This window comes from Streptomyces sp. UF-297 (genome assembly GCF_058245575.1).
In genome coordinates this window covers 71,632-93,535 of record NZ_JBSIBZ010000022.1, presented here as the reverse complement: position 1 = coordinate 93,535, position 21,904 = coordinate 71,632, and the positions used below count along the sequence as shown (strand labels likewise).

At 72.1% G+C, this 21,904-nt stretch carries 22 protein-coding genes and 2 pseudogenes; 14 read left to right on the top strand and 10 right to left on the bottom strand.

All coding sequences use genetic code 11. From position 1 onward, the window contains the following. The first annotated feature begins 13 nt into the window (after positions 1-13). Complete coding sequence (locus AC4IJH_RS15760) at positions 14-859, top strand: DeoR/GlpR family DNA-binding transcription regulator (RefSeq protein ID WP_490852310.1); 846 nt, start codon at positions 14-16, stop codon at positions 857-859. Between the two features lie 409 nt (positions 860-1,268). Then, positions 1,269-1,826, top strand: coding sequence for a hypothetical protein (locus tag AC4IJH_RS15755; protein WP_490852309.1), 558 nt, complete (start codon positions 1,269-1,271; stop codon positions 1,824-1,826). Between the two features lie 451 nt (positions 1,827-2,277). On the opposite strand, the gene AC4IJH_RS15750 is transcribed toward AC4IJH_RS15755, so the two are convergent. Next, positions 2,278-3,813 (bottom strand): MFS transporter, encoded by a 1,536-nt coding sequence (locus tag AC4IJH_RS15750; protein WP_490852308.1) that lies wholly within the window; start codon positions 3,811-3,813, stop codon positions 2,278-2,280. Between the two features lie 149 nt (positions 3,814-3,962). Here AC4IJH_RS15750 and AC4IJH_RS15745 point away from each other — a divergent pair, with 149 nt between their 5' ends. Next, positions 3,963-4,532, top strand: a complete 570-nt coding sequence (locus AC4IJH_RS15745) for a MarR family winged helix-turn-helix transcriptional regulator (RefSeq protein WP_490852307.1) — start codon at positions 3,963-3,965, stop codon at positions 4,530-4,532. Between the two features lie 54 nt (positions 4,533-4,586). On the opposite strand, the gene AC4IJH_RS15740 is transcribed toward AC4IJH_RS15745, so the two are convergent. Next, the gene (locus tag AC4IJH_RS15740) at positions 4,587-4,784 is read right to left on the bottom strand and encodes a hypothetical protein (RefSeq protein ID WP_490852306.1); all 198 of its coding nucleotides are present in this window, start codon (positions 4,782-4,784) and stop codon (positions 4,587-4,589) included. 97 nt (positions 4,785-4,881) lie between these two features. Then, positions 4,882-6,048: a PLP-dependent cysteine synthase family protein gene (locus tag AC4IJH_RS15735; protein ID WP_490852305.1), complete on the bottom strand. Its 1,167-nt coding sequence runs from the start codon at positions 6,046-6,048 to the stop codon at positions 4,882-4,884. A gap of 246 nt (positions 6,049-6,294) precedes the next feature. On the opposite strand from AC4IJH_RS15735, the gene AC4IJH_RS15730 reads away from it, so the two are divergent. Together AC4IJH_RS15730 and AC4IJH_RS15725 are read left to right on the top strand one after the other, a co-directional pair. Next, on the top strand, positions 6,295-6,582 hold the full coding sequence (locus AC4IJH_RS15730) for a hypothetical protein (protein WP_490852304.1): 288 nt from the start codon (positions 6,295-6,297) through the stop codon (positions 6,580-6,582). Between the two features lie 182 nt (positions 6,583-6,764). Next, positions 6,765-7,271: an ATP-binding protein gene (locus tag AC4IJH_RS15725; protein ID WP_490852303.1), complete on the top strand. Its 507-nt coding sequence runs from the start codon at positions 6,765-6,767 to the stop codon at positions 7,269-7,271. 59 nt (positions 7,272-7,330) lie between these two features. On the opposite strand, the gene AC4IJH_RS15720 is transcribed toward AC4IJH_RS15725, so the two are convergent. Genes AC4IJH_RS15720 through AC4IJH_RS15710 form a run of 3 tightly spaced genes read right to left on the bottom strand, consistent with a single transcriptional unit; the run spans position 7,331 to position 11,027 of the window. Further along, positions 7,331-9,913: an ABC transporter permease gene (locus AC4IJH_RS15720; protein ID WP_490852302.1), complete on the bottom strand. Its 2,583-nt coding sequence runs from the start codon at positions 9,911-9,913 to the stop codon at positions 7,331-7,333. Further along, on the bottom strand, positions 9,910-10,725 hold the full coding sequence (locus AC4IJH_RS15715) for an ABC transporter ATP-binding protein (RefSeq protein WP_490852301.1): 816 nt from the start codon (positions 10,723-10,725) through the stop codon (positions 9,910-9,912). The genes AC4IJH_RS15720 and AC4IJH_RS15715 overlap by 4 nt, the downstream gene beginning before the upstream one ends. Then, on the bottom strand, positions 10,722-11,027 hold the full coding sequence (locus AC4IJH_RS15710; protein WP_490852332.1) for an SHOCT domain-containing protein: 306 nt from the start codon (positions 11,025-11,027) through the stop codon (positions 10,722-10,724). The genes AC4IJH_RS15715 and AC4IJH_RS15710 overlap by 4 nt, the downstream gene beginning before the upstream one ends. 182 nt (positions 11,028-11,209) lie before the next feature. On the opposite strand from AC4IJH_RS15710, the gene AC4IJH_RS15705 reads away from it, so the two are divergent. The 4 genes from AC4IJH_RS15705 to AC4IJH_RS15690 all read left to right on the top strand — a co-directional run bounded on the left by AC4IJH_RS15705 (position 11,210) and on the right by AC4IJH_RS15690 (position 13,796). Continuing rightward, positions 11,210-11,785, top strand: coding sequence for a TetR/AcrR family transcriptional regulator (locus tag AC4IJH_RS15705; protein WP_490852300.1), 576 nt, complete (start codon positions 11,210-11,212; stop codon positions 11,783-11,785). Between the two features lie 14 nt (positions 11,786-11,799). Beyond that, positions 11,800-12,195 (top strand): (R)-mandelonitrile lyase, encoded by a 396-nt coding sequence (locus tag AC4IJH_RS15700; protein ID WP_490852299.1) that lies wholly within the window; start codon positions 11,800-11,802, stop codon positions 12,193-12,195. A gap of 84 nt (positions 12,196-12,279) precedes the next feature. Then, on the top strand, positions 12,280-12,873 hold the full coding sequence (locus tag AC4IJH_RS15695) for a DUF4865 family protein (protein ID WP_490852298.1): 594 nt from the start codon (positions 12,280-12,282) through the stop codon (positions 12,871-12,873). Further along, a complete protein-coding gene (locus AC4IJH_RS15690; protein WP_490852297.1) occupies positions 12,870-13,796 on the top strand; it encodes a phosphotriesterase family protein in 927 nt (308 codons plus the stop codon). The genes AC4IJH_RS15695 and AC4IJH_RS15690 overlap by 4 nt, the downstream gene beginning before the upstream one ends. 186 nt (positions 13,797-13,982) lie before the next feature. Here the strand turns inward: AC4IJH_RS15690 and AC4IJH_RS15685 are convergent, their stop codons facing one another. The 3 genes and pseudogenes from AC4IJH_RS15685 to AC4IJH_RS15675 all read right to left on the bottom strand — a co-directional run bounded on the left by AC4IJH_RS15685 (position 13,983) and on the right by AC4IJH_RS15675 (position 16,514). Next, complete coding sequence (locus tag AC4IJH_RS15685; protein WP_490852296.1) at positions 13,983-15,194, bottom strand: ROK family protein; 1,212 nt, start codon at positions 15,192-15,194, stop codon at positions 13,983-13,985. Positions 15,195-15,301: 107 nt separating this feature from the next. Beyond that, a pseudogene (locus AC4IJH_RS15680) lies at positions 15,302-15,706 on the bottom strand (PIN domain-containing protein). A 307-nt stretch (positions 15,707-16,013) separates the two neighbouring features. Further along, positions 16,014-16,514, bottom strand: a complete 501-nt coding sequence (locus AC4IJH_RS15675; RefSeq protein ID WP_490852295.1) for a MarR family winged helix-turn-helix transcriptional regulator — start codon at positions 16,512-16,514, stop codon at positions 16,014-16,016. A gap of 88 nt (positions 16,515-16,602) precedes the next feature. On the opposite strand from AC4IJH_RS15675, the gene AC4IJH_RS15670 reads away from it, so the two are divergent. The 5 genes and pseudogenes from AC4IJH_RS15670 (at position 16,603) to AC4IJH_RS15650 (ending at position 19,751) form a co-directional block, all read left to right on the top strand. Then, positions 16,603-17,529, top strand: coding sequence for an EamA family transporter (locus AC4IJH_RS15670; RefSeq protein WP_490852294.1), 927 nt, complete (start codon positions 16,603-16,605; stop codon positions 17,527-17,529). A gap of 75 nt (positions 17,530-17,604) precedes the next feature. Beyond that, a pseudogene (locus AC4IJH_RS15665) lies at positions 17,605-17,676 on the top strand (NADH-flavin reductase); the annotation flags it as partial. A gap of 1 nt (position 17,677) precedes the next feature. Then, positions 17,678-18,130, top strand: coding sequence for an NAD(P)-dependent oxidoreductase (locus tag AC4IJH_RS15660; protein WP_490852293.1), 453 nt, complete (start codon positions 17,678-17,680; stop codon positions 18,128-18,130). A 219-nt stretch (positions 18,131-18,349) separates the two neighbouring features. Further along, entirely contained in the window at positions 18,350-18,946 is a 597-nt protein-coding gene (locus AC4IJH_RS15655; protein ID WP_490852292.1) for a cupin domain-containing protein, read from the top strand. A gap of 58 nt (positions 18,947-19,004) precedes the next feature. Next, entirely contained in the window at positions 19,005-19,751 is a 747-nt protein-coding gene (locus AC4IJH_RS15650; protein WP_490852291.1) for a maleylpyruvate isomerase family mycothiol-dependent enzyme, read from the top strand. 759 nt (positions 19,752-20,510) lie between these two features. On the opposite strand, the gene AC4IJH_RS15645 is transcribed toward AC4IJH_RS15650, so the two are convergent. Continuing rightward, positions 20,511-21,770, bottom strand: coding sequence for an alpha-hydroxy acid oxidase (locus AC4IJH_RS15645; RefSeq protein WP_490852290.1), 1,260 nt, complete (start codon positions 21,768-21,770; stop codon positions 20,511-20,513). Between the last annotated feature and the right edge of the window lie 134 nt (positions 21,771-21,904).

The window sequence follows — 21,904 nt, the reverse complement described above, 5'->3', positions numbered from 1 at the left end:
AGGCCAGGCCGTGGTGAGCGACAATCAGAACCTCCTCGCGGAGCAGCGGCGCGCCCTGATCCTGGACGAGGTCAGACGCCGCGGCGGGGTACGCGTCAACGAACTCACCCGCAAACTGAACGTTTCGGACATGACGGTCCGTCGCGACCTGGACGCGCTGGCCCGGCAGGGCATGGTGGAGAAGGTCCACGGCGGCGCGGTGCCGGTCAGCGAGCCCAGTGCGCACGAGCCGGGCTTCGAGGCGAAGTCGGCGCTGGAGCTCAGCGCGAAGGAGGACATCGCCAAGGCCGCCGCGAAGATGGCGGCGCCGGGCAGCGCCATCGCGCTGGCGGGCGGCACGACCGCCTTCGCCCTGGCCCAGCAGCTGCTGGACGTACCGGACCTGACCGTGGTGACCAACTCGGTACGGGTGGCGGACGTCTTCTACAACGCCCAGCGGGCCGCGGCCAGCGGCGGCTCGTCACCGCGCGCGGGCGCCGCGACGGTGGTGCTGACGGGCGGCGTGCGCACCCCGTCCGACACCCTGGTGGGCCCGGTGGCCGACGCCGCGATCCGCTCGCTCCACTTCGACGTGCTCTTCCTGGGCGTGCACGGCATCTCGGTGGAGGCGGGCCTGTCCACACCGAACCTCGCGGAGGCGGAGACCAACCGCCATTTCGTACGCTCCGCACGGCGGGTCGTGGTGGTGGCCGACCACACCAAGTGGGGCACGGTGGGCCTGAGTTCCTTCGCCTCCCTGGAGGAGGTCGACGTCCTGGTCACCGACGGCGGCCTGGCACCACGGGCCCGCGAGGAGATCGCCGAACTGCCGCCGGAACTGCTGGTGGCGGGCGAGGGCGGCAACGACACCGACCTGTGACGGCCACACCCCTCCCCAACCACCCCTGCCCCACAGACATCTGACACCCTCTCAGGCATGGTGCCCGCCCGGCCGTCCCGCCCAGGACGGCAAGGGCCGCGAGATCCGGGTGCGGTCGGCCGCTCCCGACTGCGCCGCGCCGGCCAAGACCGCGAGCATCAGCGGGAGAGCCGCCAGCCCCCGCGCCCACGCACGAGCGGCACACAACTTCGCACCCCTCCCGCCGCGTCGTCGCACGTCCATGCTTGCGGGTACGCGACAGCGCGCACCGAACCCGCCTGCGCCGTGGGCCGAGCATGGATCAGGGAGCGCACTTCATGAAGTTGTTTTCTAGAAGATTTATCTAGTTTCCTCGAGGGGTGCACAGTATGCTCGCGGCGACCGGGAACCGTACGCTCGGGGGGATGCAGTGAACAGCCGAACCGCACGAACTGCCGTCGTCGTCACCGCCGTTGGAGCCATGCTGGCCCTTGCCGGATGCTCCGGATCGAGCAAGGAGGTGAAGATCGGGGAATCGGCCAACGCCAACGGCATCGATGTGGCCGTTGTCCGTATCGAGGAGGGCGCCAACGCCGATCTCGACGTCCTCAAGGGCGCATCGGATTACGCGGGCAGGACGCCGTACTACCTGCACTACAAGGTCACGAAGACCCAGGACGGCAGGGTCGGCCGCCCGAACCTCGTGTCCTACAACAGCGAAGGCCAGCTGACGGCCATCAGCATCCTGCCCGATGCACAGAGTGTGGTACCCACCGTCGATGCCAGTGGCAATCTGGCCGCCCCACCGCCCCCGCGCGAGTTCACGCCGTGCCCCGACGCCGACGGTGTCACCGACTTCGACAAGGCCCCGAAGGGCGAGAGCTACGAGGACTGCTCCATCTTCGTCACGGACAAGGGCGGCGGCGCGCCCTCGAGGGTCGAATGGATCGAGACCGGCAAGGCGGAGCCGCTTGTCACCTGGGAGTGACAGCCCCGCCGACTCCCCACTCGGATTCCGCGGAACGCCGCCACTGCGAACGGCATCTGCGGTGTCCCTTCACCCACCGGCCCCCTTGGCGAACCGCGAGCGCACTACGAGGAGCCGGCCGCCCTGCCGCACAAGCGTCGTGGGAATCTGCAGCTCCACCGGTCGCCGGGCCGTGATCCGCGCTGCCCCGGCACCCGGGCCCGGGACGCCTCACGCCCCGGCCTCCTCACCACCGCCGTCCGCTGCGACGAACGCCGTCCGTTCGTCATCGGCAACCGCGACGCCTGGGGCGGCCGTGCGGGCTACGTCGTCAGTCGCCTGGAGGAGCACCCCGCGTCGGCCGCGCTGGAGTTGTCGTCCCGGCGCCGCTCTGCGAGCACGATGCCCGGGGTCCTGCGCGCACCCCCCGCAGGAGCGGCTGCCGGTCTGCTGGAGCGCGGCAGTGCCGGGTTCAGGCCCGGGACGGCGCCGGCTGAGCGGTGTCGTCGGCCGAGCGGGACTTTCCGAGAAGTGCGCACAGCAGTGCCACGAGGAATGCCAGTACGGCCAGTACGAGGCTGGTGACGTCGAAGGAATCGGCGAAGTCGGAGGCGCTGACGGGGTGTTCAGGTGACTGCGGGTTGGCGCCGAGGACGGCGCGGTAGACGGCGCCGATGGCAGCAACGCCGAGGGCCATGCCTGCCTGGGTGACCGTGTTCAGCACGCCCGAGCCGGCGCCGGCGTCGTCGGGGTGGACGCGCGAGAGAACCGTGTCGATCAGCGGTGCCACCACGAGCCCCTGCCCGAATCCCGAGACGCCCATGACGGCGGCCAGGAGCAGGCTCTGGGAGTCCGGCTCCGCGCCGGTCACGGCCGGCACGCAGCACAGACTCACGGCCATGATGGCCCCGCCGGCGATGGAGACGCGGATGCCGAACCTGGCGGCCAGCGCCCGGCAGGCTGCGGAGGCGATGATGAAGCCGACCCCGAGCGGCACGAACACCAGGCTCGCGTTCATCGGAGACAGGCGGATGCCGGACTGAAGGTGGTAGGTGAGCACCAGAAAGAGGCCCGCGTTGCCCGCGAAAAAGGCCAGAACGGTGGCCATGGTGAGGGGGAAACCCTTGGCCCGTAGCAGCCTGCCGGGGAGCAGCGGGTCACTGCCCCGAGCCTCGACACGCCGCTCCCAGCGGACGAACGCGACGACGACCACCAAGCCCAGCGCGAAGCAGACAAAGGTCCACCATGGCCAGCCCTTCTCGGGGCCGATGGTCAGCGGGACCAGCACCAGCGGCAGCAGTACGGCAGTGAAGACCACACCGACGAAGTCCAGCCGGGGGTTGTCGGCGCTGCGGCTCTCCGGCACCGCCGGCACCGCCGCAGCGAGGATGGCGATCCCGATCGGCACGTTGACAAGGAAGATCATGCGCCAGCCCAGGCCGGCCACGTCCAGGTTGAGCAGCAGTCCGCCGCCTACGAGTCCGGCGATGACACCGGAGCCGATGGCCGCTCCGTAGGCGCCCACCGCACGGGCGCGGTCATGGCCGTGGACGAAGACGGCCCGCAGGATGGAGAGCACCTGCGGTGTCATCAAGGCCGCCGAGAGCCCTTGGAGGACGCGCGCGGCGATCAGGGTGTTCGCCGAGGGGGCCAGGGCGCACAGGAGGGAGGTGACCGTGAAGGCGGCGACGCCGTACTGGAACACCTTCTTGCGTCCGACGCGGTCCCCCAGCCGGCCCCCCGCCACCATGCCCGCGGCGTAGGCGATGACATAGCCGTCGATCACGAACTGCATCTGTCCGAATCCGGCGTTCAGATCGGACTGGATCTCCGGGGCCGCGACATTGACGATGAACATGTCGATCTGGCTCATGAACATCGCGAGCAGCACGACCACCAGCCCGGCCCAGTCGCGGGCCGCAGGTCCGTCCCCGCGAGGAGCGCCAGCCGCCCCGGCCGCACGCGATGGGTTCTGTTCCTTGGCTGATTCCCTTGCTAAGGCACTCATGGTCACCACTGGTAGGTCGGAGCGGGTCAGGGCTGAACGGGGTCAGGGCTTATGCCCAGCAGCGGGCCGACGGCGTAACATCGAAGCCCTGAAGCCTTATGTTTAGATCTTAATTGGCAGCTAAACGTAGCACGCGGTGAGAGGTATCCATGGAGTCTTCGCAGCAGTTCAGGGCCGAGGGGCCGGAGTTGATCCGCGACCCGGTGGAGGCCATCGCCATCGCCTGGCGCCGGGAGCGTCCGCAGACCCCGGTGACCTCCATCGGCGTGGTCACCCGCATCTGGCAGCTCGCCAAGCACTTCGGCGACGACCGCCGCCGGGCGCTGGCCGAAGCGGACGTCGACCCGGCCACCCTCGACCTGCTCAGCGTGCTACGCCGCAGCGGGCCGCCCTACACCCTGAGCACCCGCGAGCTGGCCGAGCACTCCTTGGTGACGGCCGGCGCGATCTCCCAGCGGCTGGCCCGGGCCGAGCGCGAGAACCTGGTCGTCCGGCGCCCCGCCCCGGGGCGCTCCCGGGCCGTTCTGGTGGAGCTCACCGAGGCCGGTCACGACCTCGTGGAGCGCACCGTCGACCGGGTCCTGGGCCGGGAAGTGGAACTGCTCGACGGCCTGTCCGACGAGCAGCGTGAGGCGCTCGCCGAACTGCTGCGCACGCTTCTGGACGATGTGCAGGCCAAGCTGAACGTCCACGGCGTCTCCCAGGTGGGCCACCCCTGACGGCGCACCGGCGCCAAGAGCGGCTCCACCACGGCAGCGTGTGGCAGCACGGCGTCAATAGCCGTACGCACTCGGGGCGTTCTGCCCGCAGTCATTCAGGCCGGGTACCAGGCGGGCATCATCGACGAGCGCCTGCTGGGGATCCTCGCCCTGGTCGCCCTGATGACCACGGCGATGACCAGCCCCTTGCTGCGCCTTGCGGCATCCGCCCGGCGCCTCGGCCGGAAAGTGGGAAAGGTGGGCTGCCGTCACGGCCGGGTCCCATAGGGGCCGCGGGGAACTGCGCGGACGGACCCCGCCGGCCCGCAGTTGACTGACCGCGCCTCCAGCGGACACGACAGCGGAGCGCTCAGTCCTGCTGGGCCCGGCAGTCCGGCCACCGGCCGGTCTTGAGGAAGGACTCTATGGCGGTGGCGTACGGGGCGATGTCCAGGCCCTGTTCGGCCAGCCAGGCGTCGGAGTAGTACTTGTCGAGGTAGCGGTCGCCCGGGTCGCAGATGAGGGTGACGACCGAGCCGGTGCGGCCCTCGGCGACCATTTCGGCGACGATTTTCAGGGCGCTCCACAGGCCGGTGCCGGTCGAGCCGCCCGCCTTGCGGCCGATGGCCGTCTCCAGGGCGCGTACCGCCGCGATGCTCGCCGCGTCGGGGACCTTCATCATGCGGTCGATCGCGCCGGGCACGAAGCTGGGTTCCATGCGCGGGCGGCCGATGCCCTCGATCCGGGAGGCGGTCTCGCAGCCGGTGGCGGCGTCTCCCGTCAGCCAGCCGTCGAAGAAGCAGCTGTTCTCCGGGTCGGGGACGCAGACGCGGGTGTCGTGCTGCATGTAGTGGACGTAGCGGGCGATGGTGGCGGAGGTGCCGCCGGTGCCGGCGGTGGCCACGATCCAGGCGGGCTCGGGGTAGCGCTCCTTGCGCAGCTGCTGGTAGATCGACTCGGCGATGTTGTTGTTGCCGCGCCAGTCGGTGGCCCGCTCCGCGTAGGTGAACTGGTCCATGTAGTGGCCGCCGGTGTCCGCCGCGAGCTGGGCGGAGACGGCGTACACGGTGCGCGGGTCGTCCACCAGGTGGCAGCTGCCGCCGTGGAACTCGATCAGCCGGGTCTTCTCGCGGCTGGTGGTCGCGGGCATCACGGCGATGAAGGGCACCCCGATGAGCTTGGCGAAGTACGCCTCGGAGACCGCGGTGGAGCCGCTGGAGGACTCGATGACGGGCTTGCCGGGCCGGATCCAGCCGTTGCACAGCCCGTAGAGGAACAGCGAGCGCGCCAGGCGGTGCTTGAGGCTGCCGGTCGGGTGCGTCGACTCGTCCTTGAGGTAGAGGTCGATGCCCCACTCCTCCGGCAGCGGGAAGCGCAGCAGATGGGTGTCGGCGGTGCGGTTGGCGTCCGCCTGGACCTTGCGCACGGCTTCTTTGAGCCAGCCGCGGTAGTCCGGATCGGTGCGGTCCACGTCCACGGTCGGCAGCGGGCCCCCGGGGGCGCCGCTGGGGGACGAAGGCTGCTGGGTGATGCTCATCGGCGTGCTCCTCACCGTTGCACGGAGCCCGCGCTGACCGCCGGGCCAGTTCCGATCATAACCACCCGTCGCACGCTTCTCACCTGCATAAACATCGCTTTGGGCAGCCCCAAGGCAGCGCGTGGGGACGGCTGTTCGTCGAGCTTTGGCCAATGGGCACTGGTGCATGGGCCGCCACGCGGGCAGACTTCCCACCGAGGGGGCGGGTCAGGCCACTCGCCCGTGACGCCGAGGAGGTGGTGCACCATGGCGGAGCCCGAATTCAACGCGACCGGGGTGCGCATCGAGCGCTGGCCGCGATCTCTGACACGAGCGGGGCAAGTGGTGGTCAGGGACGGCAGGGTGGTGCTGCTGACCAGTTACGGCACCGAGATCGACAGCGCGCCGGTCCAGACCGTCCACACGCACCGGCCCTGGTTCCCCTCGCGCGACCGGGCGCTGGCCACCCTCAACGGCCACCGCTACTCGCTCAGACTGGGCGCCCCGGAACGCTTCCTGGACGCCGTGCAGCAGGCACGCTCCGAACGTGCTTGACGGCGTCCCGCGGGCAACGGTGCGGTTGCGGGAGCGCGCTCGCGGGACGACCCTGGACTCGTATCACTGAGGGTTCACCAGCGGTGACAGAGTGACGTCGGCCCGGCGCCACCCAGCCGCTGGATCCGATCTTCGCCCCCGCCACGCTCGAGGGCGCCCGACCTCATCAGGGAGTCGCGGTCGTGATCAGGCAGCCCAGCAGACACTGCACGGTGGAGCTCCAGGCCCTGCCGTCGCGGATCGGTCAAGTGCGCAGAATCGTATCGGCGCAGCTCCGGTACTGGCGTCTCGACGCCTTGATAGACCCTGCCGCACTCGGGGTGACCGAACTTCTCGCCAACGTCCATCAGCACGCCCGCCCCAGCAAGCAGTGCACCGTCGAACTGTCGGTCCTCCTGGACCAGTTGACGGTCTCGGTGCGCGATCTCGATCCACGGCTGCCGCGCATACGGCCCGCCGAACCGATGGAGACCAGCGGACGGGGCCTGTCCCTGGTCGCGGCCCTCAGCGAGAGCTGGGGCGTACGGCCCGAGGGCACCGGAAAAGTCATCTGGTTCACCCTTCCCACGCTGTGCCACACGCACGAGGAGTCCCGCAGGCCTCCCTCACGCTGGAGCGCCGCCGCACTGGAAGGGACTGCGCTGACGGCCGACCCCCACCCCCGGGTACGGGGAGCGAAGGTCGGCTGAGGGCGGAGCCCGGGACGCGGCGGCCGGATCGCTCCGGTGCGGCGGGTGCCGGGGCTGCGTCATTCCGTGGCGATGGCCCGCAGTACGTTCAGGCGGGCGGCCCGGTGCGCCGGGCGCAGCCCGGCCAGCGCCCCCGCCGCCAGTCCGACCAGCGCCACCACCGCCAGTGAGGTGGCCGGCAGCGCGAAGACGCCGGTCTGCGCACGGTCGGAGGCCCGTACCAGTGCCCAGCCCAAGAAGGCGCCGAGCGCCAGCCCGCCCGCCGTGCCGAAGGCCGCCACCAGCACCGACTCCCAGCGCACCATGGCGCGCAGCTGGGCGCGGCTCTGGCCGACGGCACGCAGCAGCCCCAGTTCGCGGGTGCGCTCGTGCAGGGCCAGGGTGAGGGTGTTGGCGATACCCAGCAGGGCGATGACCACGGCCAGCGCCAGCAGCGCGTAGACCAGGGTGAGGAACATGTCGATGCCGCCCGCCGCCGCGGCCGCGTACTCCTGGCGGGTCTGCACCTGGGGGCTTCCATAGGCGTCCGCGGCCCGCTGCACCGCGGCCTTGCCCTGCTCCAGGGGGATGCCGTCCTTGAAGGCGACCGCGACGAGGGTGTCGGCGTCCTGGACGCTGTGCGGCTGCCATGCCCCTCGGGTGATCACGTACGTGCCCGCGAGGTCGGCGCGCTCATAGACGGCCCGTACGGTGAAGCGCTGCCGCGCGCCGTCGGCGAAGGCCAGTTCGGCGGTGCTGCCCGGCCGCCAGCCGTGCCGCGCCGCCTCGTCCCGGGAGACGGCCAGCCCGGTGGCGCCCAGCCCCGCCAGCGAGCCGCGCACCTCCCCCAGGTCCAGGACCCGCCCCAGGGCGGCCGGGTCGGTGACCGTCAACTGCCGCCCGGAGCCGTCGACTTCGGCCACGCCCCGGCCCAGCCCGAGCGCCGCCTCCACCTCGGGCAGCCTGCTCACGGCGGGGGCGAGCGCGGTGCTCAGCCCGCTGCCGCCCGGCCCCAGGGTCGCCGCGCTGATGGCGACATCACCTGCGAAAGCGCGGCTCACGCTGTGGTCCATGGTCGCTTTCAGGGAGGCGCCGAAGACGGCGAACAGGCTGACCACGGCCACGCCGATCATCAGCGCACCGGCGGTGGCCGCGGTGCGCCTCGGCGAGCGCAGCGCGTTGCGCCGGGCCAGGGCGCCGGTGACGCCGCGCGCCCGTACCAGCGGCCCGCCCAGGATCCGTACCGCCCGGGAGGCCACGACCGGGCCGAGCACCACGAACGCGACGAGGGTGAGCAGCGCCCCGCCGCCGGCCAGGTAGATGTCCCGGGTGCCGGCCGCACCGAACGCGGTGAGCACCAGGCCCGCCGCGCCCAGGGCCTCCCCCAGCCGGGCCCGGGTGCGCGAGGCGCCCGAGGCGTCGATTGCCACCTCGCGCAGCGCGGCCATCGGGGCGGTGCGCCCGGCGCGCACGGCGGGCAGCAGCGCCGAGGCGAGGGTGACCACGACGCCGACGGCGAGCGGCAGTGCGAGGGAGAGCCAACTGACCGTCAACTCCCCCTCTGGGAAAGGGAATCCGAGGGCGGGGAAGAGCGAGCGCAGTCCCGCCGCGATGCCGAGACCCGCGAGCAGGCCGAGCGCGCTCGCGGCCCCGGCCACCACGGCGGCCTCGGCCAGCGTCGCGGCGGTGAGCTGTCCGCGGGAGGCGCCCAGGGTGCGCAGCAGGGCGTTCTCACGGGTGCGCTGGGCAACCACGATCGCGCAGGTGTTGTGAATCGAGAAGGTCGCCACCAGCAGGGAGATACCGGCGAAAACCAGCAGCAGGGTGGTGAACAGCGACAGGAAGGTGCCCGAGATCTGGTCGAGGTTCTCCGCGGCCCACTGCTCGCCGGTGACCGCCTCGATCCCCCGGGGCAGCGCGGGCGCCAGCGCGTCCACGAGCTGCTGCTGACTGACGCCGGGCCCGGCCCGTACCTGGATGTACGCCGCCCGCCCCGGCCCGCCGGTCAGGTACTTCTCCGCATCGGCGCGGGTCAGCGCGGTGAAGGTGGTGCGCGCCAGGCCGTCCCCGCCGTTGAAGGTCGCGATCCCCACGATCATGATGCGTACGGGGTCGGGGGTGCGCAGCACGGTGGAGTCGCCGACCTTCAGCCGCCCCTCCTCGGCCGCGCCGCGGTTGACGACGGCCTCGCCGGGCGCGCGCGGCGGGCGCCCCTGGGCGATGCGGTACGGGTTGAGCCGGGCGTCGGTGATCCAGTTGCCCGCCAGAGTGGGCGGGCCGGTGCCGCCGACGGGCTTGCCGTTCCTGCCGATCAGCTGCCCGGCGCCCTGGACGGCGGGCTCGGCGGCGGCCACCCCCGCCACCGTGGTGAGCGTGGTGGCCAGTTCGGTGGCGACGGGCTCGCGGGTGCCGCGCCCGCGCCCCTCCGCGGTGATCACATCGGCGCTGCGGACCACCGCGTCCGTACCGTCGGCCGCGCTGCCGAAGAGCGTGCCGAAGCCCGCCCGCAGCGTGTCGCCCATGACGAGCGTCCCGCTGAGGAAGGCGACGCCCAGCAGCACGGCCAGGAACGTCCCGGCGAAGCGCCGCTTGTCGGCGCGCAGCGCGGCACGGCCGAGGCGGGCAGCGGCCCTCGCCTCGCTCCCGCCGTCGGCACGCGTCATGGCGCCACCGCCCGCGCCGCACCGGAGCTGCCCCTACCCGTCCCCCTCGGCCCGTCCCCCGCCGAACCGGCCCTGGTTTCGAAGGACTTGAGGCGGTCCAGCACCCGGTCGGCGCTCGGCCGCTCCAGGCGGTCCACCAGGCGGCCGTCGGCGAGGAAGACGACCTCGTCGGCGTGGGCGGCCGCGACCGGGTCGTGGGTGACCATCACGACCGTACGGCCCATGGTGCGCACCGCCCGGCCCAGCAGCCCCAGCACCTCCTCGCCCGAGCGCGAGTCCAGGTTGCCGGTCGGCTCGTCGGCGAAGACCACCTCCGGGCGGCCCGCCAGCGCGCGGGCCACCGCGACGCGCTGCTGCTGGCCGCCGGAGAGCTCGGCGGGCCGGTGCCGCAGCCGGTCCCGCAGCCCCACCACATCGATCAGGGCGTCGATCCACTCCGCGTCGCCGCGCCGCCCCGCCAGGTCCTGCGGGAGGGTGATGTTCTCGGCGACGGTCAGGGTGGGCAGCAGGTTGAAGGCCTGGAAGACGAACCCGACGCGCTCGCGGCGCAGCAGGGTCAGCCGCCGATCGTCCAGCGCCGTCAGGTTTGTGCCCGCGATGGAGGCGGAGCCGGAGGTGAGGGTGTCCAGTCCGGCCGCGCAGTGCATCAGGGTGGACTTTCCCGAGCCGGAGGGGCCCATGATGGCGGTGAAGCGGCCGGCCGGGAAGGCGACGGTGACGCCGTCCAGGGCGCGCACCTGGGCGTCCCCCCTCCCGTAGACCTTGACCGCGTCCGTGACCTGGGCGGCGACCCGGGCCTCCCCCGCCCTCACGCCTTCCCGCCCTTCGTTCCGCGGGTGCCGAAGTGCTCCTCCAGGACGGACATCCGCCGCCAGTACTCCTCCTCGTCGATCTCGCCCGAGGCGAATCGGCGGCCCAGTACGGACACGGGCGAGCGGTCCTCGCCGGAGGCGGCCCGCGGGGCGCCGGGGCGCTGCCAGGGGGCGCGCCGGCGCCGCACGGTGCGGCGCAGCAGCAGCGCGACGCCGGCCACGACGGCCAGCCAGACCAGCGGGAAGAGCAGGAACCAGGGGCCGGGGCCGCCGCCGGCCCAGAGGTGCGCCAGGACGTTCACGGGGATCAACTCCTCGATGGGTGTGGTGCCTTCGAGCCTGGCCGCCAAGGGGCCGCGGGTCGTCGTACGGCCAGCGGCACATGGCGTACCACCCGGGAAGTACGGGGCGCGCGGGCCGCTGCTCCCGTAGCAGTCGATCTCCTTCATTGATCTTTGTAACTACTAGTATGTACAGTGTGGTCATGACCACTCCGGAACGGCTCATCGAGAGCACCCAGGAACTCCTGTGGGAGCGCGGTTTCGTCGGCACCAGCCCGAAGGCGATCCTGCAGCGCGCGGGCGTCGGCCAGGGCAGCATGTACCACCACTTCTCCGGCAAGTCCGATCTCGCGCTCGCCGCGATCCGCCGCACCGCGACGCACATGCGCGCCACCGCCGAGGCCTCGCTCGCCGGGGACGGCACGGCGTACGAGCGGGTGCGCTCCTACCTGCTGCGCGAGCGCGACGTACTGCGCGGCTGCCCGGTGGGCCGGCTGACCATGGACCCGGACGTGATCACCGACCCCGAGCTGCGGCAGCCGGTGTTCGAGACCCTGGACTGGCTGCGCTCCCGGATCACCGAGATCCTCACCGAGGGGCGCGAGGCGGGCGAGTTCGATGCCGCGCTGGACCCCGCGGGGAGCGCGGCCGCCGTGGTCGCGACCGTACAGGGCGGCTACGTCCTGGCGCGCGCCGCCGAGTCACCGGCCCCCTTCGACACCGCCGTGCACGGCGTCCTCTCCCTCCTCGCCGCCCACACCAAGTCCCCGCGCCCCTGAAGGAGTTCACCACCATGGAGATCACCCGCGACCGCCCGCAGAGCACGGCGGGAGCTGCCGAGCACTTCACGGGCACGGTCTGGCTGGACGCGATCGCCGCACCGCCCGCACCGTCCCGGCTGCGCATGTTCAGCGTCCACTTCGCCCCCGGCGCCCGCACCGCCTGGCACCGCCACCCGCACGGCCAGGTCCTGTACGTCACCGAGGGCGAGGGCCTGGTGCAGCGCGAAGGCGGCCCCGTCGAGACGATCCGCGCTGGTGACACGGTGTGGATCGCCCCCGGCGAATGGCACTGGCACGGCGCCGCGCCGCGCACCTTCATGACCCATCTGGCGACCGTGGAGGCCGCGGCCGACGGCACCACCGCCGACTGGGACGCACACGTCGGCGACGACGAATACCCCGCCTGAACCGCCTTCGCCTTCCCTCCTTCTTCCCTTCCCTTTCCTCCTTCCTCCCTTTCCTCCTTCCTCCCTTCTTCGGAGACCCGTCACATGCACGCCATGCAGTACCCCATCACCCTGCCCGCCGACTACGACATGGAGATCATCCGCCACCGTGTGAAGAGCAAGGGGCACCTCCTGGACGACTTCGAAGGGCTCGGCCTGAAGGCGTACGCGATACGAGAGCGCGGCGTCGACGGCTCACCGGTCAACCAATACGCGCCGTTCTATCTCTGGGCCGACCCGCAGGCGATGAACCGCTTTGTGACCGGAGACGGGTTCCGGGGCGTGATCCGTGACTTCGGGCGCCCCGTGGTGCAGCACTGGCAAGGCCTGTTCTTCGAGCGCGGCCCGGCCTGCACTGACCGGCCGCACTACGCCTCACGCAGTACGGAACGCCTCGCCGAGGGGCTGGATCCGGCCACCGCGATCGACCAAGCCCTGTCCGAACAGCGCCAGTTGGCGGAAACGGACGGGGTGCACAGCTCCGCCCTGGGCCTGGACCCGCGCCACTGGGAACTGGTGCGCTTCACACTGTGGCGGGACAAGCCGGCCGCCGGGGCCGCACCGGCCGGTGAACTCCACCAGGTGCTGCACCTCTCGGCCCCCGGGCTGGACCGGCTCCCCACCGGGCGGCAGTGGTGAGCCGGGTCCGTACCGTCCTCGGCGACATCACCCCGGACGCGCTCGGCGTCTGCGACGCCCACGACCACCTCTTCCTGCGCAGCCCCCAACTGCCCGGCCAGGAACTGGCCGACGCGGACGAGGCCGCCGAGGAACTGCGCGCCTTCCGGGCCGCGGGCGGCGACACGGTGATCCAGTGGACGCCGTACGGCATGGGCCGCCAGGCCGGTCAACTGCCCCGGCTCGCACGGGAGTCGGGCGTACGCATCGTCGCCGCGACCGGGCTGCACCAGGCGGCGCACTACGCGCCGGAGGTACTCGACCGGGTACGCGGGGATCTGGCGGCGCTGTTCGTTTCGGAGCTCACGGAGGGGATCGGCGCTGGTGCTGGCCGTACGGGCGCACCCCGCGCCGGTCTCATCAAGGTGGCCGGCGGCTTCCACGGCCTGGACGCGCACGCCCGGCACACCATGGCCGCCGCGGCCGAGGCCCACCACGCCACCGGAGCCGCGATCGGGGTGCACCTGGAGCTGGGCACGGGGGCGCTGGACGTACTGGACCTGCTGTGCGGGGAGTTGGGCGTCGCACCGGACCGGGTGATCCTGGGCCACCTCAACCGCGCCCCCGACCTCACCGTGCACCGCCAGGCCGCCGAGGCGGGCGCCTACCTGGCCTTCGACGGCCCCTCCCGCGCGCACCACGCCACCGACTGGCGACTGCCGGAGGCCCTGGCCCACCTGGCGGACGCCGGATACGCCGACCGCCTCCTGCTGGGCGGCGACACCACCACGGCCGCCGCCCGCTCGGCCCACGGCGGCCCCGGCCTGCCGTATCTACTGCGCCGCCTGCGCCCCCGCCTCGAACTCACCCTGGGCAAGGCCCTGGTGGAGCAGGCCCTGACCGCCAACCCGGCCCGCGCCTTCGCCGCTCCCTGGCCTGGGTGAGACCCCGTCGCAGGCTGGGGCTCAGGCGGAGGCTCAGGCGGGGGCCACGGACAGCGGGTCTCCCTGCCCCCGCCCGCAGACCAAGGCGACGCCCCACCCCCGGGCCCGGCTCAGACAGGAACCACCAACACCGGCTCTCCCTGCCCCCGCCCGCAGGCCAAGGCGACGCCCCACCCCAGGCCCGGCTCAGACAGGAACCACCGACAGCGGGTCGTCCAGCACCGGCTGCCACGCCAGCTCCGCCGCCCCCACCAGGCTGTTGTGAGCCAGGGTGCAGGGCAGGATCGGTACGCCGCCGCTGCGCCCCCACAGGCTGCGGTCGGCGACCACGGCACGCAGCCGCTCGGGGTCGGCGTCCAGCAGGGCGCCGTGCAGGCCGCCGAGGATGATGCGGTCGGGGTTGAGGATGTTGACCAGGCCCGCCAGCCCCTGACCGAGGCGGTCGATAAGAAGCTCGGCGGCGGCGCGTACGGCGGGGTCGGCGTACTCCTCGCGCAGCAGGTCGACCGAGCGCCGCAACAGCGAGACCTCGGGCCCGGGCTCACGGCCCGCGGCGGCCAGGAAGGCGAGCGGGTCCGCCTCGACGTCCAGGCAGCCGCGGCTGCCGCAGTGGCAGGGCGCGCCCTCGGGATGGACGGTCAGGTGGCCCACCTCCAGGGCCAGGCCCGAACTACCGCTGTGCAGACGGCCGTCCAGGACCAGCGCGCCGCCCACACCGCGGTGCCCGGAGGCCACGCACAGCAGGTCGCGGGCGCCGCGGCCCGCACCGTGGCGGTGTTCGGCCAGCGCCGCGAGGTTGACGTCGTTGCCCGTGAAGCCCGCGTCCGCGGGAAAGTCCGCGTCGGCGAGCGCGCGCAGGAAGAGCTCGCGTACGGGCGCGCCCGCGGGCCAGGCCAGGTGCAGGGGATTGAGCGCGGCGCCGTCCGGTTCGGCGACGGCGGAGGGGACGGCCAGGCCCGCGCCCAGACAGCGCCGCCCGGTCTCGCGCAGCATGCCGACCCCGTCCCGTACCGCATCGGCCAGAACGTGGGCGGGGTCGGCCGGGACGGTCTCGCAGTCGGCAACCGTGGCCACGATCCGGCCGCCCAGGCCGACCAGCGCGACGCGATAGCCGTCGGCGTGGATCTGCACGGCCAGGACGACGGGCCCGTTCTCGTCGATGGTCAGCCGGTGGGAGGGCCGCCCCTGAGAACCGGCCGAGGCGGTCGGGTGAGAATCAACCTTGATGAGGCCGAGCGCTTCGAGCTCGGCGGCCACCGCGCCCGCGGTCGCGCGGGTCACGCCGAGTTCGGAGGTCAGCACGGCCCGGGTGGGCGCGCGTCCGGTGTGTACGAGCTCCAGTGCGGGCCCTAGGGCACTGCGGCCCCGCTCCAACCTGGTTGTCCGTGTCTGGGTCACGTGCCCATTCTGGCTTTGTGCCCACGTGAAACAAAATGCGTACGCCCATTTCGGGCGGGACAGGACACTCCGCGACCACACCGAAGGGGGCACAACCTGACGGCACCTCAGTGCGCGGGCACCGGGAGGGTGGTGGGTGACGCGGCGTTGCCTACGTGGAGCACGGTGTGCCCATGATGGACCGCGGTCGCGCACACCAGGAGATCGATGGGGCCCGCTGCGCGATGCTGCCCACGCTGCGTGAGCTTGTGCTCGGCGGTGTCCACCCAACGCCAGGCGTTCTTCGGAACAGGCGCCAGGTGACACAGGGCGTCCAGCCCCTCGGAAAGTTCGCCCCTGTGCGCGGGCCCCGTGGCCGAGTACAGAAACTCGGCGGGGGGGCTCACAGAGGTGGAACATGCCGGCGGCAATGTGCCCCTCCCAAGGACAATGTGCCCCTCCCAAGAACGCAGCACCTCCGGGGTGCGGAACAGGTACCACAGGGCGGAGGCGTCGAGAAGGTAGGCGATCACTCGGCGGTCGCCCGACGGCCGCGCCCGACGGCGTCATGGGCGGCGGCCGCGCCACCGAACTCGCCACGCTCGCCCCGGGCGGCCAGCTTCTGGGCGGCCTCCAAGCGCTTGATGCGGGCCCCTCCCCCAGCGCCCTGCGGGCTCGACCGCGCAGCGCGCAGCCGCCCCTGAATCTTGGTCGGGCAGCGAAACGAGGGCCGCCATGGCGTCCGCGGCGGCCCTCGTCGTTACATTTCCGCGGGTAGGACCGCTTTTCCGCTGACGAGCCGGGATGAGGCGGGCGGGACTCGCACCCACGGCCGACGGATTATGAGTCCGCTGCGTCGCCCAGGGACTCCAGGAGGTCTCGCAGGGTGCCTGCGAGGTCCTCGCGCCGAGCCTCGGGGAGGGCGGCGAGCAGGCGTTGTTCGGTGGCGAGGTGGTCGGGGAGGGCCTGGTCGATCAGCTTTCGGCCTTCGTCGGTGAGGGCGACGACCTGGCTGCGGCCGTCGGAGGCGCTGGAGGTGCGCGTCACCAGGCCGCGGGACGCCAGCCGGTCCAGGCGCTGGGTGATGGCCCCCGAGGTGACCATCGCCGAGCGCATCAGCTCGGTGGGGGTGAGGCGGTGCGGGGGGTCGCTGCGGCGGAGGGTGGCCAGGACGTCGAAGGACGCGGCGTCCAGGCCGTGCTCGGCGAAGGTGCGGCGCAGTTCCGTATCCACGATCCGCGAGAGCCGCTTGAGGCGGCCGAGCACCGCCATCGGCGATACGTCCAGGTCGGGGCGTTGCGCACCCCACTGCTCCACTACGCGGTCCACCTGATCTGCCATCGCTTCACCCTAGTCGATGCCTTAGCGGTGAGGTACATCACGCTGCGCACCCTCGCCAGTTTTCTTAGCGCTGAGATACATTGCCTTAGTGCTAAACAATCGGACCGCAACCGTCCTGCTGACCGCGTTGGCGCCCGCCGTATGGGGCTCCACCTACCTCGTCACCACCGAACTCCTGCCGCCCGGCCGCCCGCTGCTGGCCGCCGTGGTACGCGCACTCCCGGCCGGTCTCGTACTGATCGCCCTCACCAGGCGCCTGCCGAAGGGCAGTTGGTGGTGGCGGGCCATGGTGCTCGGCGCCCTCAACATCGGAGTGTTCTTCGCGCTGCTGTTCATCGCGGCCTACCGGCTGCCCGGTGGCGTGGCGGCCACCGTCGGCGCGATCCAGCCGCTGCTGGCGGCGGGGCTCGCAGCCGGGCTGCTCGGCGAGCGGCTGTCGCTGCGCACGGTGGCCGCGGGCGCCGCGGGATTCGCCGGGGTCAGCCTGCTGGTGCTGCGGGCCGACGCGCAGCTGGACGTGCTGGGCGTGGCCGCCGCGGCAGGCGGCGCGGCCGTCATGGCCACCGGGGTCGTCCTGAGCAAGCGCTGGGTCTCGCCCGCGCCGCTGCTGGCGACCACCGGCTGGCAGCTCACCGCGGGCGGCCTGCTGCTGCTCCCGGTCGCGCTCATCGTCGAGGGACTGCCGCCCACGCCGCCGACCGCCGCGAACCTGACCGGTTACGGCTACCTCGCGATCCTCGGCACCGCCGTCGCCTACGCCCTGTGGTTCCGCGGCATCCGCGCGCTGCCGCCCACCAACGTCGCCTTCCTGGGCCTGCTCAGCCCCGTGGTCGCCACGGCCCTCGGCTGGCTCGTCCTGGGACAGGCGCTGACCACGCTCCAACTCCTGGGCGGACTCGTCGTACTCGCCGCCCTTGTCGCGGCCCAAGTGCCGCTGCCGGGGGCGCAGCGGCGGGCAGCGGGCGGCACGGATACCCCGAGCCCTCAGAACGCCCCTCGCACCCCCGCCACCTGACCTCCGCGTCGCCACGCAAGCCCTTCACCCCAGTCACCCCAGTCACCCTAATCGCCCTAACAGGAGCTGAGAACGATGCGTATCACTGTGTTCGGAGCGGCCGGAAGCGTGGGCAGCCGTGTGGTGGCCGAGGCGCTCGCGCGCGGCCATGAGGTCACCGCTGTCGTACGCGACCCGGCCGGCGCCCGGCAGCGAGGGCGACCTGGTGGCCACCACCCGGTCGCTGCTGGACGGGCTCGGGCAGACCGGCGTGCGCCTGCTCCTGGTCGGTGGCGCCGCCACCCTGACCGTCCCGGGCACCGACGGCACCGCCCTGGTCGACACCCCGGACTTCCCCGCCTCCCTCCGCCCCATAGCGCTCGCGTGTGCCCGGCAGTTGGCGGCCTGCCGTACCGAGACCACGGCGGACTGGACGTACGTGAGCCCGCCCGCCTTGCTGACCCTGGGCGAACGCACCGGCGCCTACCGGCTGGGCACCGACGAACTCCTGACGGACACCGAGGGCAACTCGGAGATCTCGATGGAGGATCTGGCGGTGGCGCTGCTGGACGAGGCCGAGCGGCCGCGGCATCGAAGGAGCCGGTTCACTGTCGGCTACTGAACGGCCTTGACGGACAGGTGAGTTGTTCAGATCGGTCTCCAGGGTTCGGCAGCTTCCGGAAATGGCCCGGTAATTCACCGGGGAAGTGGCCCATGTGGGTGGGCCGCTCGGCGCATACCGTCGAGATCATGACGGCAACGGGCCCACCGCTGGACGGCCGCACCATCTCCCCGTGGGCCCTGCGCGCGCATTCATAAACGCCGCAACGGAGGACCTGCGATGCAAGCCATCACCGATCGAGGGCGTGACGCCCATCGCCATGCCGGGACGGGGAGCGAGGCCAGAGCCGGAGCCGGAGCCGGAATCGGAATCGGAATCGGGCGAGTATTCGCGGCGCGAAAGTGGATTGCTTCGGCCCTTCTGGCCGTCGGCGCAGTGGCGGCAGCCGCCGCTTGCGCCCCCGCGGCGGAACGCGGGACCGCCAAGGTGTCCGCTGCCCCTGCGGCGTCGAAGCCCTCGGCCAAGGCGCAGTCATCGCTGATTCAACAGGCGCTGCCGAATGTCAAAGGCAGGACCTTCACCTCAAGGATCGTGGAATTCCCGCCCGGTGGACATGCCGCTCCGCATCGGCACGGCGAGGCTTTCGTGTACGCCTATGTGCTCGACGGAACCGTACGCAGCAAGCTTGAGGGCGAGCCGGTGCGTACGTACCACCAGGGCGAGAACTGGGTCGAGCAGCCGGGCGCCCATCACGTCACCACGCACAACACCAGCCGGACGAAACCGGCGAGGCTGCTGGTGGTCTTCATCTCGCATACGGGAGACGAGCTCAAGGTCGACGACCCGCCGAAGCAGGCGTCGGAATCGGGGCACTGAGCAGGGGCGGCCGGGCGGGTGTCGTCAGGTTGTCAGTGGCGGCTGGCAGACTCGAAGCATGGACATTGCCGAGTACATCCAAGCGCTGGAGCGGGACGGGAAGTTGCTCGCCGAGGTCGCGGAGAAGGCCGGGCCCGACGCGCCGGTGCCCAGCTGCCCGCAGTGGCAGGTGCGTGACCTGCTCCTCCACATGGGCAGCGTCCACCGCTGGGCCGCGGGCTTCGTCACGGAAAAGCGGACGGAGGGCGCCCCGCTCCCCGATGCGCCGGAGTTGGCCGACGACGCCCTGGTCCCGTGGCTCCGCGCAGGGCACGGCGCCCTCGTCCAGGCCCTTCGTGCCGCACCGGCCGATCTGGCCTGCTGGACCTTCCTCCCCTCCTCCTCACCGATCGCCTTCTGGACCCGCCGCCAGGCCCACGAGACCGCCGTCCACCGAGTCGACGCCGAACTGGCGCTGGGCGCCCCGCCCACCCCCTTCGACGCTCCCTTCGCCGCCGACGGCATCGACGAACTCCTCGTCGGTTTCCACTCCCGCCACCGCAGCAAGGTCCGCACGGACACCCCCAGAACCCTCTTCATCCGGGCAGCGGACATGCCATCGGCGGCCTGGTCCGTCCACCTGACCGACGCCCCACCCAGCACCGAACGCACGGCCCCGGAGGCGGAGTCGGAGGCGGACTGCGTCATCGCAGGCCCCGCTTCCGACCTCTACCTCGCCCTGTGGAACCGCCTCTCCTGGGACAGCCTCACCATCTCCGGCGACGGCTCACTCGCCCAGCTGTGGCGCGAGCGGTCCGCCACCTGACCGGGCCCGGTCCGCCTACCGCTCCGCCATGTCCATCACGTACCACTGCTTGGCAGATAGGCCCCGCATGAACAGGTGCCGACCCCGACCGACGGGATGCGCGTACCGTCGGATCGGGGCGCCGTTCGGCATGGACAGACACGCCTCGTCGACCAACACGGCCTTCCCTCCCGTCATATGGCAGCGGTGCAACCGGTCCCCGCAGCTGTCGCCGCCCAGCGTGACGACCTCCTCGCCGTGGACGGCCATCCCCGATGGCGCGACCACGGGCAACTTCCACAGCCGGATCTGCCCGTCCGCGCGGGCCTCGAGCAGCGGGAAGGTCGGATAGTAGGCGGCCCAGGCAACCCCGTCGTCGACGTTGAAGGCGTAGACCGTATCGATGTACTCGACGCCCTCCGGAGCGCTGTACCCCCACCGCTGACTGCCACCGCTGTCCCAGCGGACCAGTCCGGCGGCGCTGATCTCGTCGACGTAGACACCTTCGTCGAAGTAGGCACTCCAGAGGTTGTTGCGCCGGGCCGGGTGACCCGCAGGCTCACACCCCGCAATACCTGCTCCTGGACGGCTCCGCCGTCGTGGATGACGAGCAGCACGTCATAGGAGTAGCGGCTGGGCCGGGGGGAGAACCCTCCGTATTCTCGCGGTCCGGGTTCCGCATTGGGGCAGCTCAGCCAGAGAGCTCGGTCCCACCAGTGCCGCCTTTCTCAAAGAATCACCTCACACCCGTGAGAGGGCCCGTGAGGGCCGAAGCCGCGGTCAGGTCAGTGTCGGCCAGTCGGAGGGGAGGGTGATCATGGAGCGGTCGAGTTCGGTGACCGTGGACACGCCCATCAGGGCCAGGGAGCGGTCCAGTTCGGTGTGGAGGATGTCCAGGACGCGGGTCACGCCGGGGCCGCCGGCGGCGGCGAGGCCCCAGACCCAGGGGCGGCCGATGAGGCAGGCGCGGGCGCCGAGGGCGAGGGCCTTCAGGACGTCGCTGCCGCGGCGGATGCCGCCGTCCAGGAGGACTTCGACGGGGGTGTCGGCGAGGGCGTCGGCGATGGCGGGGAGGGCGTGCAAGGAGGCGGGCAGGCAGTCGAGTTGGCGGCCGCCGTGGTTGGAGACGATGACGGCGTCGGCTCCGGCGTCGGCCGCCTGGCGTGCCTGTTCGGCGGTGATGATGCCCTTGAGCGCCAGCGGCCCCTGCCACCGCTCGCGGATCCACTCCAGGTCCTTCCAGGTCAGCGACGGGTTGAAGAGGCCTTCGAACCAGCCCGCCACGCCCACCGCGCCGCCGGGCGGTGCCACGGTCCCGGCGACGTTGCCCAGCCGCATGCCGGGCCCGGCGGCCAGGGTGCGCAGCCAGCGGCCGTAGCGCACGGGGTGCCGCAGTGCTCCGGCGACCAGGTCGGTGGTGAGGCGGGGCGGGAGGGTCATCCCGGCGCGCAGGTCGCGCTCGCGGTTGCCGGGTACGGCGGCGTCGACGGTGAGGATGAGCGCGCCGCAACCGGCCGCGCGGGCCTGGTCGATGCACGCCTCGGTCACGGCGCGGTCCGTCCAGGGGTAGAGCTGGAACCACATCGGGCCCGGTGAGTGCGCGGCGACCTCGCCGACGCTGTAGCTGGCGGCGGTGCTGATGGCGAAGACGGTGCCGGCGGCGTGTGCGGCCCGCGCCGCGCCCAGTTCGGCGTCGGCGTGCTGGAGTCCCGGCAGGCCCGTCGGGGCCAGCAGAACCGGGAAGTCGACCCGCTGCCCGAGCACGGTCGTGGACAAATCGCGCCGCGAGACGTCCACGAGGATGCGGGGCTTGAGGGTGACCTGCGCGAAGGCGGCGCGGTTGGCGCGCTGGGTGATCTCGTCCTCGGCGCCGCCGTCGACGTACGTCAGCGGCATCGGGCAGTCCCGTCGGCCCGCCTCCCGCCGTACATCCTCGATGTTCCGGAGCCGGCTCAGCCGCGTCCCCTTCCCCTGGCCCGGCCGGTGCACGCTCTCCCGGAGCATCCCCCACACCACGGACCGCAGATCACCACGCGCCATCTCCCACCACTCCCCTCGCTCCGGTAACCGTCGACTGCCCTACGCCTCGCGCCGAGCACCGACCCTGCGATCAGCTGCTACCCCGTACGTCATATGCAGTACGCATACCCTGGACCGGGAGCGATCCTTTCCGG

Bases quoted from the DNA above. Each gene is read 5' to 3' on its own strand.
- AC4IJH_RS15750 (WP_490852308.1), bottom strand. From the start codon at position 3,813: ATGAGTGCCTTAGCAAGGGAATCAGCCAAGGAACAGAACCCATCGCGT.
- AC4IJH_RS15745 (WP_490852307.1), top strand. From the start codon at position 3,963: ATGGAGTCTTCGCAGCAGTTCAGGGCCGAGGGGCCGGAGTTGATCCGC.
- AC4IJH_RS15735 (WP_490852305.1), bottom strand. From the start codon at position 6,048: ATGAGCATCACCCAGCAGCCTTCGTCCCCCAGCGGCGCCCCCGGGGGC.
- AC4IJH_RS15730 (WP_490852304.1), top strand. From the start codon at position 6,295: ATGGCGGAGCCCGAATTCAACGCGACCGGGGTGCGCATCGAGCGCTGG.
- AC4IJH_RS15720 (WP_490852302.1), bottom strand. From the start codon at position 9,913: ATGACGCGTGCCGACGGCGGGAGCGAGGCGAGGGCCGCTGCCCGCCTC.
- AC4IJH_RS15705 (WP_490852300.1), top strand. From the start codon at position 11,210: ATGACCACTCCGGAACGGCTCATCGAGAGCACCCAGGAACTCCTGTGG.
- AC4IJH_RS15700 (WP_490852299.1), top strand. From the start codon at position 11,800: ATGGAGATCACCCGCGACCGCCCGCAGAGCACGGCGGGAGCTGCCGAG.
- AC4IJH_RS15695 (WP_490852298.1), top strand. From the start codon at position 12,280: ATGCACGCCATGCAGTACCCCATCACCCTGCCCGCCGACTACGACATG.
- AC4IJH_RS15675 (WP_490852295.1), bottom strand. From the start codon at position 16,514: ATGGCAGATCAGGTGGACCGCGTAGTGGAGCAGTGGGGTGCGCAACGC.
- AC4IJH_RS15660 (WP_490852293.1), top strand. From the start codon at position 17,678: ATGAGGTCACCGCTGTCGTACGCGACCCGGCCGGCGCCCGGCAGCGAG.
- AC4IJH_RS15655 (WP_490852292.1), top strand. From the start codon at position 18,350: ATGCAAGCCATCACCGATCGAGGGCGTGACGCCCATCGCCATGCCGGG.
- AC4IJH_RS15650 (WP_490852291.1), top strand. From the start codon at position 19,005: ATGGACATTGCCGAGTACATCCAAGCGCTGGAGCGGGACGGGAAGTTG.
- AC4IJH_RS15645 (WP_490852290.1), bottom strand. From the start codon at position 21,770: ATGGCGCGTGGTGATCTGCGGTCCGTGGTGTGGGGGATGCTCCGGGAG.